This is a genomic window from Streptomyces blattellae, from assembly GCF_009709555.1.
In the GTDB taxonomy this organism is placed as follows: Bacteria; Actinomycetota; Actinomycetes; order Streptomycetales; family Streptomycetaceae; genus Streptomyces; species Streptomyces blattellae.
This window is the reverse complement of sequence record NZ_WJBG01000225.1, coordinates 1-14843: the sequence shown is the minus strand read 5'-3', so window position 1 is coordinate 14843 and position 14843 is coordinate 1. Positions and strand designations below refer to the sequence as shown.

At 72.0% G+C, this 14843-nt stretch carries 14 protein-coding genes and 3 pseudogenes; 7 read left to right on the top strand and 10 right to left on the bottom strand.

The features are described from left to right. Positions 1-32: 32 nt before the first annotated feature. Together GFH49_RS32215 and GFH49_RS32210 are read right to left on the bottom strand one after the other, a co-directional pair. Complete coding sequence (locus GFH49_RS32215; RefSeq protein ID WP_155059592.1) at positions 33-788, bottom strand: ferredoxin reductase; 756 nt, start codon at positions 786-788, stop codon at positions 33-35. Further along, a complete protein-coding gene (locus GFH49_RS32210; RefSeq protein ID WP_155059591.1) occupies positions 781-1386 on the bottom strand; it encodes a sulfite oxidase-like oxidoreductase in 606 nt (201 codons plus the stop codon). The genes GFH49_RS32215 and GFH49_RS32210 overlap by 8 nt, the downstream gene beginning before the upstream one ends. Positions 1387-1590: 204 nt before the next feature. On the opposite strand from GFH49_RS32210, the pseudogene GFH49_RS32205 reads away from it, so the two are divergent. Beyond that, positions 1591-1925, top strand: a pseudogene (locus tag GFH49_RS32205) (GNAT family N-acetyltransferase); the annotation flags it as partial. Positions 1926-2174: 249 nt separating this feature from the next. Here the strand turns inward: GFH49_RS32205 and GFH49_RS32200 are convergent. Continuing rightward, positions 2175-2603 (bottom strand): MarR family winged helix-turn-helix transcriptional regulator, encoded by a 429-nt coding sequence (locus GFH49_RS32200; RefSeq protein ID WP_155059715.1) that lies wholly within the window; start codon positions 2601-2603, stop codon positions 2175-2177. A 308-nt stretch (positions 2604-2911) separates the two neighbouring features. Between GFH49_RS32200 and GFH49_RS32195 the strand changes: the two genes are divergently transcribed. Beyond that, positions 2912-3709, top strand: coding sequence for a putative protein N(5)-glutamine methyltransferase (locus tag GFH49_RS32195; protein WP_155059590.1), 798 nt, complete (start codon positions 2912-2914; stop codon positions 3707-3709). A 140-nt stretch (positions 3710-3849) separates the two neighbouring features. On the opposite strand, the gene GFH49_RS32190 is transcribed toward GFH49_RS32195, so the two are convergent. Next, a complete protein-coding gene (locus tag GFH49_RS32190; protein WP_155059589.1) occupies positions 3850-4584 on the bottom strand; it encodes a DUF5666 domain-containing protein in 735 nt (244 codons plus the stop codon). A gap of 154 nt (positions 4585-4738) precedes the next feature. Then, the gene (locus GFH49_RS32185) at positions 4739-6805 is read right to left on the bottom strand and encodes a SpoIIE family protein phosphatase (RefSeq protein WP_155059588.1); all 2067 of its coding nucleotides are present in this window, start codon (positions 6803-6805) and stop codon (positions 4739-4741) included. A 310-nt stretch (positions 6806-7115) separates the two neighbouring features. Here GFH49_RS32185 and GFH49_RS32180 point away from each other — a divergent pair. Further along, positions 7116-7439 (top strand): annotated as a pseudogene (locus tag GFH49_RS32180) (hypothetical protein); the annotation flags it as partial. 146 nt (positions 7440-7585) lie between these two features. Then, positions 7586-7954 carry a hypothetical protein gene (locus GFH49_RS32175; RefSeq protein ID WP_155059714.1) on the top strand — a complete coding sequence of 123 codons (369 nt, stop codon included), beginning with the start codon at positions 7586-7588 and terminating at the stop codon, positions 7952-7954. 98 nt (positions 7955-8052) lie between these two features. On the opposite strand, the gene GFH49_RS32170 is transcribed toward GFH49_RS32175, so the two are convergent. Further along, a complete protein-coding gene (locus GFH49_RS32170) occupies positions 8053-8586 on the bottom strand; it encodes a hypothetical protein (RefSeq protein ID WP_155059587.1) in 534 nt (177 codons plus the stop codon). A gap of 657 nt (positions 8587-9243) precedes the next feature. Between GFH49_RS32170 and GFH49_RS32165 the strand changes: the two genes are divergently transcribed. After that, on the top strand, positions 9244-9948 hold the full coding sequence (locus tag GFH49_RS32165) for a glycoside hydrolase family 75 protein (RefSeq protein ID WP_230396624.1): 705 nt from the start codon (positions 9244-9246) through the stop codon (positions 9946-9948). Between the two features lie 42 nt (positions 9949-9990). On the opposite strand, the pseudogene GFH49_RS32160 reads toward GFH49_RS32165, so the two are convergent. The 4 genes and pseudogenes from GFH49_RS32160 to dhaK form a co-directional block, all read right to left on the bottom strand. Continuing rightward, positions 9991-10456, bottom strand: a pseudogene (locus GFH49_RS32160) (SDR family NAD(P)-dependent oxidoreductase); the annotation flags it as partial. Positions 10457-10519: 63 nt separating this feature from the next. Then, positions 10520-10930, bottom strand: a complete 411-nt coding sequence (locus GFH49_RS32155; protein ID WP_155059585.1) for a PTS-dependent dihydroxyacetone kinase phosphotransferase subunit DhaM — start codon at positions 10928-10930, stop codon at positions 10520-10522. Next, positions 10923-11522 carry a dihydroxyacetone kinase subunit DhaL gene (gene dhaL, locus GFH49_RS32150; protein ID WP_155059584.1) on the bottom strand — a complete coding sequence of 200 codons (600 nt, stop codon included), beginning with the start codon at positions 11520-11522 and terminating at the stop codon, positions 10923-10925. Before dhaL ends, GFH49_RS32155 begins: the two co-directional genes overlap by 8 nt. Positions 11523-11568: 46 nt before the next feature. Beyond that, a complete protein-coding gene (gene dhaK, locus GFH49_RS32145; protein WP_155059583.1) occupies positions 11569-12561 on the bottom strand; it encodes a dihydroxyacetone kinase subunit DhaK in 993 nt (330 codons plus the stop codon). A 508-nt stretch (positions 12562-13069) separates the two neighbouring features. On the opposite strand from dhaK, the gene GFH49_RS32140 reads away from it, so the two are divergent. Next, complete coding sequence (locus GFH49_RS32140; protein WP_155059582.1) at positions 13070-14044, top strand: ATP-grasp domain-containing protein; 975 nt, start codon at positions 13070-13072, stop codon at positions 14042-14044. Between the two features lie 69 nt (positions 14045-14113). Then, on the top strand, positions 14114-14575 hold the full coding sequence (locus GFH49_RS32135; protein ID WP_155059581.1) for an RpiB/LacA/LacB family sugar-phosphate isomerase: 462 nt from the start codon (positions 14114-14116) through the stop codon (positions 14573-14575). The last annotated feature ends 268 nt before the right edge of the window (positions 14576-14843 follow it).

The window sequence follows — 14843 nt, the reverse complement described above, 5'->3', positions numbered from 1 at the left end:
CCACGCCCATCGGCCGTGGACGTGGCGGTCGGTCAGCCGAAGCGTTCGATCCGGATGCGCTCGACCGGCTGGCCTGCCGCGACGAGCAGTCGTGAGGCGTGCTCGGCGAACCCGTTGGAGCCGCACACATAGGCCTCCCACCCACCGGGAGGCTGGTCGGCCAGGAGCGGGACCACATGTGCGGCTGCCATACGACCCACCGGTACGCCGTATGGCGCACTCCGCGTGAACACGGGCGTCGTCTCGGCGCCGTACTCGCGCGCGTAGATCAGCTCTTCAGGACCGCGCGCCGACACCAGCAGCCGCAGCGGCACGGACAGGCCCCGCGCACGGTGGTGCCGCACCATCGACATCAGCGGTACGACGCCGGAACCCGCGCCGATCAGCAGGGCGGGCCGGTCGCCGGGCCAGGCGAAGAAGCCACTGAGCGGCCCGCGTACCTCCAGCCGGTCACCCGGCCGGGCCACGGTGTGGAACCAGCCCGAGACCTCGCCGCCCTCGACGTGATCCAGGGTCAGCTCGACATGCCCAGAGGCGTCGGGCGCGGACGCGATGGAGTAGTGGCGCTGGGCCACATAGCCGTCTCCGGCGGTCAGCCGCAGCATCAGGTGCTGGCCGGGCAGATGCCCCTGCCAGTCGGGCACGGCGAGCCGGAAGGTGGCGGCGTGCGGGGTCTCGCGGCGGATCTCGGTGATCGTGGCGTTCTGCCACACGCCGGCGGCCCGGTTGCTCACGGAGATCCGCCCGGGCACGGCGAAGCGCGTCGGGGGAGTGAAGGTCTCAGTCACCGGAGTACCGCTGTTCCTCCCAGGGGTTGCCGCGGGCGTGGTAGCCGTTCTGCTCCCAGAAGCCCGGCTCGTCGTGGTCGAGGAGCCGGATGCCCGCGATCCACTTGGCGCTCTTCCAGAAGTACAGATGCGGCACCAGCAGTCGCGCCGGACCACCGTGCTCGGGCGCGAGAGGCTGACCGTCGTACTCCCAGGCGATCCAGGCCCGTCCGCCGGTCAGGTCCGCGAGCGGCAGGTTCGTGGTGTATCCGGTGTGCGAGTAGGCGACGGCGTGTGTGGCGGCCACATGTGGGCGCACCACATGGAGGAAGGCGTCCAGCGAGACGCCGCCGAACCGCACGCCGAACTTCGACCAGCTCGTCACGCAGTGGATGTCGCCCTCGTACACCGAGTCCGGCAGCCCGCGTGCCTGCTCCCAGTTCCAGGTGCGGGGCTCCTCGACCAGGCCGTCGACACGGAAGGTCCAGTCGGCGGGCGCCAGTTCGGGGGTGACCTCCGCGGACAGGACGGGCCAGTCGTCGCCAGCGTCGTACTGGCCGGGCGGGAGCCCCGGGTCGTCGACGCGCGGGCGTCCGGTGAAGCCTCGGGTGACATTCATGCGGGTGCTGCCTCCAGGCCGCCGCGCGTGACGGCCCGTGGGATCGGACGTGATGGGTGCTTACGCAGTCAACCGTACGTGGCCTGCGGGTCTGCCTGTGCCCGGGGGCGAGTCCGCGGTCATGAAGGCGGTGTCGGGTCTCCAGCGCTCCGGGAATAGTGGCCCGCCGATCTTTCTTGCTCGCTCTGCCGGGTTCGGTGGCCCATGCAGGCGTACGAGCCGGAGCAGCCCGAGGCCAGGGGCGAGGCCGCGACAGGTCATGTCCTCGACCACCCCGCCCTCGCGGCGCTGACCGGCCCGCGCGCCCGTTTCGCCGAGCGGCCCCGACGCCGCCGACGGGACGGATGCCGCCGCGCTCGCCGGGCCCGGCACCGAGATACCGCTGCTGGGGTTCGCGGGGGTGAGTTCCGGACGACTGGGAGATCACGTTCCGGATCGAGGACGTGCAGTTCGTGGACGACGGGCTGGCCTCCGCGCCCGCCCCGGAGTCCGTCCGGCTCGGCCCCGCGGACGTGCCGGAGATGCTCGACCAACTCGCGTGATCCGGCCCTGCTCGCGGCTACTCTCGCGCGATCCCGCCCCGCTCGCGGCCACCCGGCTCCGACCTCACCGTCGATCCCGGCCTTGGCCCCGGCCCTGGCCCCGGCCCCGGCCCTGGCCTTGGCCCCGGCCCTGGCCTTGGCCCCGGCTCCGGCCCTGGCCTTGGCCCCGGCTCCGGCCCTGGCCCCCGGCTCCGGACCCCGGCCCCCCTAGCCTGGTCCTGGTCCCTCGACCCCGCCGACTTGACCTCAGCGGTCCTCCGTGACCGCCGCGGACCACCCGTTGTACCGCACGAGATACGCGGCGAACCGCTCAAGGTCCTCCCGCGGCCAGTCCGCGAGGCGTTCGTGGAAGGCCGCTCGGCGGCTTTCGGTGACCTGGGTGAGGATGCTCCGGCCGGTTTCCGTCGGGTGCAGGACCTGTACGCGGTGGTCCTCCGGGGCGAGCCGTCGCTCGATGAGTCCGGTGCGTTCCAGCGCGGCGACCTGGCGGCTCACGGTGGACTTGTCGAGAGCGTAGTGCGCGGCCAGGTCGATGGCGCGGCAGCCGCCGCACTCCTCCAGGTGCCCCAGCAGCGTGTACGACACCAGCGACAGCTCGGGGTGGATGCGACCCGCCGAGGCCCGCGCGCGGCGTGCGAAGACGGTCATCTCGCGCTGGATGGTCTCCACCGCCATGTCCGCGCCGGGCCCGCCGGCGCGGACGACCGTCTCATCGGTCACGTCGGTTGCGTTCACGGAACCTCCCTCACCCTGATGGTTGCGAGTGCAACTTAGTGGTATTCAAGCTGCAGGGTGACAACTGCTCGCCGGATCCGGGTTATTGTTGCCGTCCGGTCGCGGTGTGTCCCGGCCGTGAGAGCCCGAGGAGGTGAGACCCATTACCGCTGTGTCAGCTCGGGTGCTCGCCCCTCGAACCGGCGCGGATCGCCGACGTTAGGTGACCGCGAGAGCGCCCTTCAGCTCCCGAAAGGCTCTCGGCTTTCATGCCACCTCTTTCCTCCCCGTCCCCGTCCCCGTCCTCGTACGACGGCGTCGTCGCCACCCTGCGCGCCGCGGGTTGTGTCTTCGCCGAGGACGAGGCCCAGTTGATCCTGGGCGCCGCCCGCGACACCGGCGAACTGGCCGCCATGGTGCGCCGTCGCGCTAACGGACTGCCCCTTGAACTCGTCCTCGGCTGGGCGGAGTTCCGCGGACTGCGCATCACGGTCGAACCCGGTGTGTTCGTCCCCCGCCGCCGCACCGAATTCCTCGTCGAACAGGCCCTTGCCCAGGCTCCGGGCGCGTCCGTCGTCGTCGACCTGTGCTGTGGGTCGGGTGCGGTCGGCACTGCCCTGGCCGCCGCGCTCGGGCAGGTCGAACTGCACGCCGCCGACATCGATCCGGCGGCGGTGTGCTGCGCCCGGCGCAACGTCCCCGACGTCGGCGGACACGTGCACGCGGGCGACCTGTTCGAGGCGCTCCCGCGTGAACTGCGGGGCCGGATCGACATCCTCGCGGCCAATGTGCCGTACGTCCCCACCGGCGAGGTCGGGCTGCTACCCCCGGAGGCGCGCGACCACGAGCCGCTGGTCGCGTTGGACGGCGGCGCGGACGGACTGGATGTCCTGCGCCGCGTCGCCGCCGAGGCACCCCGATGGCTTGCGCCGGGCGGCTGTCTGCTGGTCGAGACGAGCGAGCGGCAGGCACCGGCGGCCGTCGAAGCCTTCCTCGGCGCCGGTCTGACGACGCGTCTGGCGGTGTCGGAGGAGCTCTACGCGCATGTCGTGATCGGCAGCCTCTGACGCGTGGTCAGGCCGCCGCCTCGCTTTTCGAGGGCTCAGGGTCGTCGTCCGGTTGACCGGGGAAGTCAGAACCGGGGAAGTCAGAACCGGGGAAGTCGGAACCGGGGAAGTCAGAACCGGGGAAGTCGGAACCGGGGGAGTCAGAAGCGCCAACTACCCGGCGTCCGTGCCGCGTCGTCGTCCCCGTCCTCGTCGTCTTCCGAGTCACTTGTGGCGACACGGGTGGCGGTCCGGGTGTCGTCGTCGGACCGGGTACCGGACAGGAACGCCGTCTCGCCTTCCTCAAGATCATCGATCTCCGAACTCGACGAGCCGTCGTGATAGATGGTGGCGTCCTCGTCCACCGTCCAGGTCCACTCGGCGCCGTCCTCGCTCTTCACCGTGATCTCGTTGCCGTCCAACTCCTCGATGGTGCCCGACTGCCAGATCTGGACGACCCAGTCGTCGCCGTCCTCGACGGTCGCCTCACCGTGCGCTGCCGAGCCACCACCGAACCACATGCCCGGTCCGCCCCAAGGACGGTCATTGTTATCGTCGTCGGAGGAGGTGTCGGAGGAAGTGTCCGAGGAACTGCCGCTCGCCGCGGCCGAGGCGCTGTCGCTTGAGCCCGAGGATGTGGCGGCGTAGGCGACCGTGCCACCGAGGCCCAGGGCGACGACCGTGGCCGCCGTGGTCAGGGCGCGGGCCCGCGCGGACCGGCGGTACCACCGCTCGCGCAGGGCCGCTCCTGGCGGTGTCCACTCCGGCTCGGGGCCGCCCGGCCCCATGAGGACTTCCCAGTCCGGCCCGCGCTGGTCGGGAGCCGTCGGCGACTCGATGAGCCAATCGGGCTGTTCGCCGCCGGCAGTAGGTTCCTGCTCCGGATTGTGCGTCACTGCTCGCTCCTCTCACAGAGGCATCCGGTAGCCGCATGCCGCATGCCATGCCTCGGTATGATTGTGGAATGCGGCCGGTAAGACGCCGGTAATCAGTTCCTGTGAATACGGCCCATCCGTCCCGCCGACCCCGCCCTGCTCATCGCCCGTGCGACTACGCCGGGTGCTGCGCACGGGCGATGAGCAGGGCCACGTCGTCGGAGTTGTCGGGGTGGTGCAGCGTGCGAAGGAGGACGTCGCACAGCTCCTCCAACGGGCGGTCGGGGCCTTCGAGCAGAACCAGCAACGCGTCCAGCCGTTCGTCGAGCGGGTGTTGGCGGGTCTCGACCAGGCCGTCGGTGTAGAACACCAGCCGGTCGCCGGGTTCGAGGTTGACGGTCGTCGTGGAGAAGGCGACACCGCCCACGCCGAGCGGCGCCCCGGTGGGGAGTTCGAGCAGCTCCGGCGCGCGGTCGGCGCGGACGCGGACCGGTGGCAGATGCCCGGCGTTGGCGATCCGGCACTGCCGCAGATGAGGGTCGTGGATGGCGTACTGGCAGGTCGCGATGGAGTGGTCCAGGCCCTGGGTGATCCGGTCGAGGTGCTCCAGCAGCACCGACGGGTCGAGGCCGAGGGAGGCCAGCGTGTTCGTCGCGGTGCGCAGCCGCCCCATCGTCGCGGCGGCCGTGATGCCGCTGCCCATCACATCGCCGACGACGAGCGCCGTCTTGCCGCCGTCCAGCGGGATGACGTCGAACCAGTCGCCGCCGACCTCGCTGGTGGCCCCGGCGGGCTGATAGCGGGAGGCGACCTCAAGCCCGCCCGTCATGCGCGGATGGCTGGGCAGCAGGCTGCGCTGCAGGGTCAGGGCGGCGTCGCGGGCGTTCTGGTACCAGCGCGCGTTGTCGATCTGCACGGCCGCGCGCGCCGCCAGTTCACGGGCGAGCAGCAGGTCGTCCTCGCTGAACGGCTGCGGATTGCGGGTGCGCTTGAGGTCGAGGGCGCCGAGCACCTCGCCGCGGGCGATCAGCGGAACGGCCAGATAGGAGTGCACGCCCGCCCGCGCCAGCAGGTCCGCGGCTTCGGGTGAGCCGGCGATGCGCGGCAGGTCCTCGTCCTTGACCTGCGCCACCATCACCGGCCGGCCGGTGCGTACGCACTCGGTGACCAGGCGGTCCGGACCGTACCGCGCGACCTGCCCGGGCGGGTCCGCCGCGCCGAGCGCCTCGGTGGCGTGCTCCGCCCGGACGGCCAGGGCGCGGATCACCGCAGCCTCGCTGGGGCCGAGGCTGCTGCGTCTGCCCTGCATCACAGCTTCGAGCAGGTCCACGGCGGCCACGTCGGCGAGTTCCGGCACAGCGACGTCGGCCAACTCGCGGGCGGTGCGGTCCAGGTCGAGCGTGGTCCCGATCCGTGCGGAGGCGTCGGCGATGAGCGCCAGCCGCCGGCGCGCGGTCTCGGCCTCGACACCCGCCCGGTACTGCTCGGTGATGTCGACCACCGACGCGGCCACCCCCAGCACGTTCCCCAGGGTGTCCTCCAGCCGGTACATCGAGACCGACCAGGCGTGGTCCTTGTCGGGGTCCGCCGGGGTCCGGCCGAAGGTGGGCTGGTTGACGAGCGGCATCCCGGTCTCCAGGACCTGGCGGGCGGCTCGCTCCATGGCCGCGGCGTCCACCTGCGGGAGCATCTCCTGGACCGTACGGCCGAGGTGCTCCTCGGCCGGGATGCCGTTGGTCCGCGCCATCGCCGGGTTGACCGAGACGTACTTCAGGTCCGTGTCCAGGACGGCCAGTCCGATGGGTGCCTGCGCGATCATCCGCGTCGACAGCGCCACGTCCTGCTCCAGCCCGCGCAGGGTCTTCTGGTCGGCCGCGAGTCCCAGTGCGAAGAACGCGCCCCGGTCGTCGAGGAGCCGCTGATTGCGGAATTCCACGAGCCGTGTGCCGCCGTCCTTGTGCCGCACCGGAAAGGCCCCCGCCCAGCCCTCACCGGTCTCCATGACGTCGGCGAAGAGCTTGACGGCCAGTTCGGCGTGCTGCTCGTGCACCATCAGCCGGGCCGCGTACTGGCCGAGTGCCTCCTGCGCCGAGTACCCGAACAGCTCCTCGGCCTGGGGGCTCCACAGCACGATGCGTCCCTGGGCGTCGAGCAGCACGGAGGCCACGCCCAGCACGTCGAGCAGCCCGCTCGGCCGCACCGGCCCGCCGTCCTCGGCCACCGGTGGCCCGGCTGCACCCATCGCACGCACCGCCTTCGTTCTGTGCCACGGCACGTCTTCCCCCGTGCCGTGGCACCCCTTGTTCTACCGCGTTCTACCGATTCCGTGATGCCACGGCCGCCCTCCTCCACCATCCCTCAACACGGCGCCGCCCGTCCGGTGAAGTGGTCAGGAAGTGATCGGAGCCGTGAGGAAGCGAACCGTCGCCGCGTAGGGATCCGTCGTCGAACGGACACCTCCCGCTCTGTATTTGGTCTGTACATGACGACACGCTCACGCCACACTGTCCGCCGAGCGGCACCCCACCCCCACCCCCACGAGGAGTCGCCCCATGCGCCTGCCTGCCGCCTGGCAACGTTGTCACGCCGCCTTGACCGGTGTCGTCGCCCTCGCCGCCGCCGTCGTGCTGTCCGCCGCCCCGCCCGCCTCCGCCGCGGACACCTGGACCGAGGTGGGATCCGACCGCGCCGATCCGCTGACCGAGAGCCAGGGCCTGACCTCCGTCGAGGCGCCGGCGAACAGCCCCAACCGCTACACCGGCATCGGCACCATCCCCCTCGACGTGCTCAGCCGTGGCTGGAACCACGTCGGCGACCCCGACGCCACGTACGACGGGCACTACATCGAGCCGTACCAGCGGGACTCGGGCAGCTCGAACTGACGGACAGCAAGACGTACCGGTTCACGCGGAGCTGAGTCCCCGCCCGTCGTGCGCTTCGGCGAGATGGTGGTTTGCTGGAGGCGGGCGCGGTCACTCGGGGCCCGCGCCACCGCAGCGCGGCCACGAGAGGAGCGGTCATGATGATCGGCGAGCGATCGCACCCGGAACACGTCTCGGTGGAGATCAGCGGATGTTCCAAGGACGACGCCCGGATCGTGTTCGACACACTGTGCGCGTGCTTCGCGTCCGACCGGTGCGCCGACGACGTACCGGAGGAGGCTTCGGACACCCGCCCGACCGTGTGGCTCGGCACCTTCGACGTCGCCGATGCCCACGAGGGTGCCCTCCCGGCCCGGCTGCAGTCGTCCGTCGAGGCCGACGTGCAGGGCGGCTACTGGGCGGTCGACCGGTTCCGTGTCACCCTCGACTCGCTGTTCTCCGTGCACGAGGCCACCGGTGCGTCCGGTGACCAGGAGACGGAACTGCATCTGCGGCTGGAGAACCGGTAGCCGGGCCAGGGGGGGCGTACGTCCGCTCCTGACGTCGCGAGAGCATGACAGCGGGCCGCCTCACCGCATCGGCCGGTGAGGCGGCGCGGCGTCCGCGGTCAGAGCCGGGAGGGCCGTGAGCGGCGGCGCAGGTACCAGACGGTGGCGGCGATTCCGGTGCCCACCAGCGCCCCGCCCGCCACCAGGGTGAGGGTGCCGTAGTCCGTGCTCCCGCCGCCCATGCCGCCCATCACGCCGCGGGACGGTGAGGCCGTGGCGGAGATCGTGGGGGTGGAGGCCGCCGAGACGATCACGGACTGGGTGCCCGCGGTGTTGTTGTTCGAGCACATGACGATGACGGTGTAAGTGCCAGGACTCACGCTGGACCAGGCGGCGTTCTGCTGGGTGCTCGTCCCGGACAGCGCGACCTGCCGTCCCTGGGCGAAGTTCGCCTGGCTGCTGTTGAGGAGGGAGGCGGTGCCCCAGTGGCCGTTGATCTGGGTGCACGCGCTGGTCGTGACGGAGACCGTGGATCCGCTGGTACTCACGGAGATCCCCGTGGCGGCGGTCGATCCCGCGGCCAGCGGAAGCGGCAGCGCGGCGGCGGCTGCCACGGTGAGGCCGGAGCGGAGGAGTAGCGATCTGTTGCGCATGTGGACTGCCCTCCGGCGGCACGGTTGGCGGTACATCCCTAGCGCCGCCGAGGTCGGGGAAACGCCCGTGCTGCCACAGGGAAAGCCAACGTGCCCCCCGTCCGTCCCGCATGCGGACCGCGCCCGGACAGGTGACGGGCTCCTTCGTGCGGCGGAAGAGCGCGGCGCCGCCGTGATCCGCCGGACAGGACCTAACCGCCGGTCGTCACCGTGCGTTCCGCCGAGAAGCCGCCCCAGGTACCGTCCGGCAGCTTCGCCCGGATCCGCAAGGGGAGGGGGCACGTGTCGCACGTCTCTGCCTCCAAGGGGCGGCACGACAGCAATGGTCCGAACCAATATGACGTCAGTGACGTGATCACATCAAGAGGCCGGTCGTTGGCCCGCCTCCTGGCGGAGTTACGTATGCTGAAGCTCCTCGCGGCGGAACTTCCCTTGCGGAATCGGGAGTTCATGCCGGTGGCGCGGAACGCTGTCGTCGCTGATCCCGCGCCGGCGCGAGCGGCCGGGTGGCCGGAGCCGATCGGGTCCGGCCACCCGGCCCCGGTCGGATCTTCAGAGACATGCGCCCTCCGGACCGCCAATGCTGGACGCAAGATCGAAACGGCACCAGATTGGGCCGGGCGACCGTCAGTGTCCCCGAGGAGAGGCCCCCACATCGTGCGTGTCCAGTCCCTTGTGCTGGTCGTGGCCAGTTGCGCCGTGCTCGCTCCGACGGCGTACTCCGCTCCCCGCGCCGAACCTGCCGTCCGGGAAGGACTGCCGGAAGTGCGGCGCGACAGCGCTGTCAGCGCCGCCGACCTGCTGGCCAGAGTGCGGGACTGCGTCCCCGTCTCCAAGGGCCGCTATCGCAGCGATGCCGACGCGCCCGCGACCATCGCGGTGTGCGGCACCGAGGGCGCCGTCTTCTGGAAGGCCGACCTCGACATCGACTGCGACGGCCGGCCCGGCCCGCACTGCAACGCCCGGGCCGACCCGCACTTCTCCGATACCACGGCCTATCAGCAGTCCGACGGCAGCCAGTTGGACGCCGAGCGCCTCCCGTACATCGTCGTGCCCGTCCCCGGTTCCATCTGGGACCACCGTGCCCACGGAGTCGCCGGAGGCGCGGTGGCCGCCGTGGTCCACGGGGACCGGGTCCAGTACGCCGTCGTGGGCGACACCGGCCCGCACGACCTCATCGGCGAGGCGTCCTACGCCACCGCCCAGGCCCTGGGTGTCGACCCCGACCCGCGGGGCGGCGGCACGGATTCAGGCGTCACCTACATCGTGTTCAAGGACAGCCGGGTCAGGCCCATCGAGGACCACGCCGGAGCCGTCCTCGTCGGGGAGCGGCTGGCCAGGCAGTTCGTGCGGGGGCGGTGAGCCGGAAGCGGGCGCTCTCGCCCGGACGCCGCGCGGAGGCCAGACCCCTGCCCAGCCGCCGTCGACGGGCAGGGTCACGCCATTGACGTTGTTCGCCGCGTCCAGGCGAGGAAGACGATGGCGGCGGCCTGCCCCTCGGGCCGGGACGGCATGCCGATGTCGACGAAGTGCGGGCCCAGCGCGGCGGGGCCGTGGGCGCTCTGATCGGCGTCCACCACGAGGGCGGTCTGCGTGCCGCCCGTTCGCCCGGATGCCCTGCTTCGACGCCCTGAACGCGGCGCCCGCCGCGTTGCCCAGCAGACCGGACTCGGAGGCCGTGTTCACGACGGCCCCCGGCCCGCCTCCGGAATGTGCGGCAGTACCGCACGCGTCAGCAGAAGCGGACAGGGACGGACAGGAACAGACAGGAACGGAGCGGTCAGGTCGACCCGGAGGACCCGCTTCCACTCCGCCTCGCTCACCTCGCCGAGCGCCGCGCCGACATCCGGTTCATGATCCCGGCGTTGTCCCGCTCGGCCTCGCCGTCGTGGAAGAGCGGCTCACGTAGGCCCGGTTGGGGGTCCACGGCTCCTCACACCTTCCGATACGTGTACGCCTCCACAGCCGCCGCCTCCACCGCCGCAAGATCGGCTCCCGTCGCCGCCGTGACGACCGCGGCGACCGCGCCCTCGACGAAGGGAGCGTCCACGAGCCGCGTACCGTCAGGGAGTTCGTCGCCCTCCGCGAGCAGGGCCTTCACCGTCAGCACCGCGCTGCCGAGGTCGGTGAGGACGGCGACGCCCGCGCCCCGGTCCACGGACGTGGCCGCAGCGGCGATCAGTTCGGCGCTGGTGCCGAGTTCGCCGCCCTCGGTGCCGCCCGCGGGGGCGACGGGCACCGCCGTGCCGCCGCCCGCGAGCGCCTGCGCCAGCTCGGCCACCGACGCGGCGACCTGCGCGCTGTGCGACACCAGCACGATCCCGACGAGCTTGCCGTCACTCACCGCCCGCCTCCGCAAGGGCCGCGATCAGCAGCGCCGACGAGGTGGCACCGGGATCCTGGTGCCCGATGCTGCGCTCACCGAGATAACTCGCCCTGCCCTTGCGGGCCTGCAACGGCGTTGTGGCGAGGGCCCCTTGCTCGGCGGCGGCGCGGGCCGCGGCGAAGGAGTCGTCGAGGGCGTCCACGGCCGGCACCAGCGCGTCGATCATCGTCTTGTCGCCGGGCACGGCCCCGCCCAGCGTCATCACCGCCTGCACGCCGGTGCGCAGCGCGGACGCGAACTCCTCCCCGCTCACCTCGGCCGCGTCCCCGAGGGCCTTGCCGGTGCGGCGCAGCAGCGTTCCGTACAGCGGCCCCGAAGCGCCGCCCACGGTCGAGATCAACTGCCGGCCGGCCAGGGTGAGGACGCCGCCGGGCGTGTCCGGGGCCTCCTTCTCCAGCGTGGCGGTCACCGCGGTGAACCCGCGCCGCAGGTTGCTGCCGTGGTCGGCGTCCCCGATGGGCGAGTCGAGAGCGGTGAGCCGTTCCGCCTCCCGGTCGACGGACACGGCCGTCGCCGCCATCCAACGGCGGAAGAAATCGGCGTCGAGCACTGGATCTCCTTGCGTGGTAGGTGCGTTGACTGCGCCCGCGCCGGGTTCACATGCCCCAGCGCAGGCCCGGTGTCTTCACCGGCGCGTCCCACAGCCCCAGCGTTTCCTCGTCGATCTGGCACAGGGTGACCGAGGCGCCGGCCATGTCGAGCGAGGTGACGTAGTTGCCGACGAGGGTGCGGGCGACGGCGACACCCCGCGCGGTGAGTACCCGCTGCACCTCCGCGCTGAAGCCGTACAGTTCGAGCAGCGGAGTCGCGCCCATGCCGTTGACCAGCGCCAGGACGGGGTTGCGGGGGTCGAGGTCCTCCAGCACCGCGTTCACGGCGAAGTCCGCGATCTCGCCCGACGTCATCATCGCCCGCCGCTCACGGCCGGGCTCGCCATGGATGCCGATGCCCAACTCCAGCTCGCCGGGCGGCAGATCGAACGTGGGGCTGCCCTTGGCCGGGGTCGTGCAGGCGCTCAGCGCCACACCGAAACTGCGGGAGTTCTCGTTGACCTGACGGGCGAGCGACTCGACGCGCTCCAACGGCATCCCCGCCTCGGCGGCAGCGCCCGCGATCTTCTCCACGAACAGCGTGGCACCGGTGCCGCGCCGCCCGGCCGTGTAGAGGCTGTCGGTGACCGCCACGTCGTCGTTGACGAGGACCTTCGCGACCTGGATGCCCTCGTCCTCGGCGAGTTCGGCCGCCATGTCGAAGTTGAGCACGTCACCCGTGTAGTTCTTCACGATGAACAGCACACCCGCCCCGCTGTCCACGGCCGCGGCGGCCCGCACCATCTGGTCCGGCACCGGCGACGTGAACACCTCGCCCGGACAGGCCGCGGAGAGCATCCCGGGACCCACGAATCCGCCGTGCAGCGGCTCGTGCCCCGAACCGCCGCCGGAGACCAGGGCGACCTTCCCGGCGACGGGCGCGTCCCGCCGTACGATCACCCGGTTCTCCACGTCGACCGTCAGCTCGGGATGGGCCGCCGCCATGCCGCGCAAGGCGTCCGCGACCACGGTCTCCGGGACGTTGATCAACATCTTCATGGGAACCTCCTGATGAGCCCGGCTGACCTGACCTCGTACCTGCCCCGCGGACCGTCAGGCATGACTGTGCTGTGGACCGACGGTCCCGGAAGCCGCTCCCGGCAGTATCGATGCTTCGGCGGCGCTGGTCACGTGGGCGGGCACTCCGCGGCGCTACCGGCGCGGTCCCCTCCCCGTCCGGCAGGGCGCACGGAAGGGGGCGGAGGGCGCAGGGAAAGGGGCAGGAGGCGGCTGTTCGTGCGCCCTGGTACGGGCTCCCGCCGCGCGCCTACAGTGTGGCGCCACGGCCCTGCGGCACGAATCCGGCAGGGCGAGCCCCACCTCGTGGTCACCGGCTATCCAGGCCCGGCCACCGTCCGGTTCCGGCACGGGTCGCAGACCGGCGCGGCGTGAAGAGCGACGGGTGCCGATGACCGCCCCGCGTGTAACGACACCCCGTGACAGCGTCCGGGCCGCATCACCGCCGGTGCGCGGCAACCGTGCGCGTCGAGTACCGCTGGAGGCCGCTGTGTCCCGACCGTGCATCGCCCTGATCACCGACCCCACGTCGCCCGAAGGGTGCGGGGATGTCCTCGCCCGGGCCGTGGAACTGCTCACCGGCGGGCCGCCGGTCCGTGTCGACGCCCGGCACTTCGCCGTGGGCGGTACCGGCATCGGCGTCCGTGACGGCGACCGCTTATGCCTCGAAGTCCCGGAGCAGGAACTGCGCTTGGTGCCCGACATCGTCGTCCTGTACGAGATCCCGCCGCACCGCCGCCGTGCGCTCGCGGGCTTCCAGCACCTCCTCGCCTGCCATGACGTGGTGACCCTGGGCACCGGTGTGACCGCCTGGCGGGCCGCCACGGAGAAGAGTCTGACGGTGGAGCGCTTCCGGCGGGACGGCATCGCCCACATGGAGACCGTCGTCCTGTCCGCGCCGGATCCGCACGAGGCTGCCGCCGCCTTCGACAAGCTCGGCCGGGACACCTGGGCGCGACCGGTGGTCGGGACCGGCGGCAACGACGTCTTCCACATCACGACCGGCGATCAGCTGGAGCGCGCCACCACGTTCTACGCCGCTCGCCGCACCGCCTGGATGCTGTCCCGGGACGCGGGAAACGTCACCTCCGACGGCTGGCGCCACCAGTTCCGGGTCTTCGTCCTGGGCGGCGGGGTCGTCCACGCCCGCGAACACCTCCAGCCAGAGCCCGACACCCCCTGCAACACCTGCCAGGGCGCCACCGCCGTCCCCATCGCCCCGCACGACCTCCCCACCCGACTCGCCGACCTCGCCGTGGCCGCCACCGCCTCGGTCGGACTGCCCTTCGCCGGCGTCGACCTGGCCGTCGAGAACGGAGGCGTCGTCTTCGAGGTCAACGTCCAGCCCGCCTTCGTGGACGGCGAACTCGACACGGTCGCCAAGCCGTACATCCAGGCCCACCTCGACGCCCTCGCAGCGGGAAGCGGATCGCAGGAACCGGATGTTCTCCTGGACTGCCGATGAGGATCGGCCCACCGCCGACGATCCTCGACCGCATCGCCCGCCCGGCACCACACCGGTAGGCTCACGGACATGCGGATCTCCGTTTCCTCGGACATGGACGAACCCGTGGCCCGGGCCCTCGTCGCGGAGCTGCGCGCACGCGGCCACGAGGTGGTGACGCACGGGGCGCTGCACACCGGGGACGACCCGCAGTGGGCGGCGTGTTCGGAGGCGGCGGCGCGGGATGTCGTCGCCGGGGCGGCGGACCAGGCGGTGGTGTGCTGCTGGACCGGTACCGGCGCGTCGATCGCCGCGAACAAGGTGCCGGGGGTGCGGGCGGCCCTGTGCACCGACGCCTACACCGCCGACGGCGCCCGCCGCTGGAACGACGCCAACGTGCTGGCGCTCAGCCTGCGCCTGACCTCCGAACCCCTGCTCAAGGAGATCCTCGACGCCTGGTTCGCCGGCACGGCCAGCGAGGACGCGGAGGACCGCGAGAACGTGGACCGCGTCGGCCGACTGGATGCGGACAGGGGCCCGCGCGGGGGCTGAGTCGTGGTGCGGCTGCTGTGTTGGGCGAACGGTCGCGGTGGGGTCGTGGTCGGGGGACGGCGTATCGCGGCAGGTCCGGCGGAGCGGCTGGGGCGGGGTCGGGCCGGCGGTGGTGGTGAGGGTACGGGGGGCGGGAGGACGTGGATCGGGTCGGGCGGCTGGATGCGGGCAGGGTCCTGCGCGGGGGCTGAGTCGTGGTGCGGCCGCTGTGTTGGGCGAACGGTCGCGGTGGGGTCGTGGTCGGGGGACGGCGTATCGCGGCAGGTCC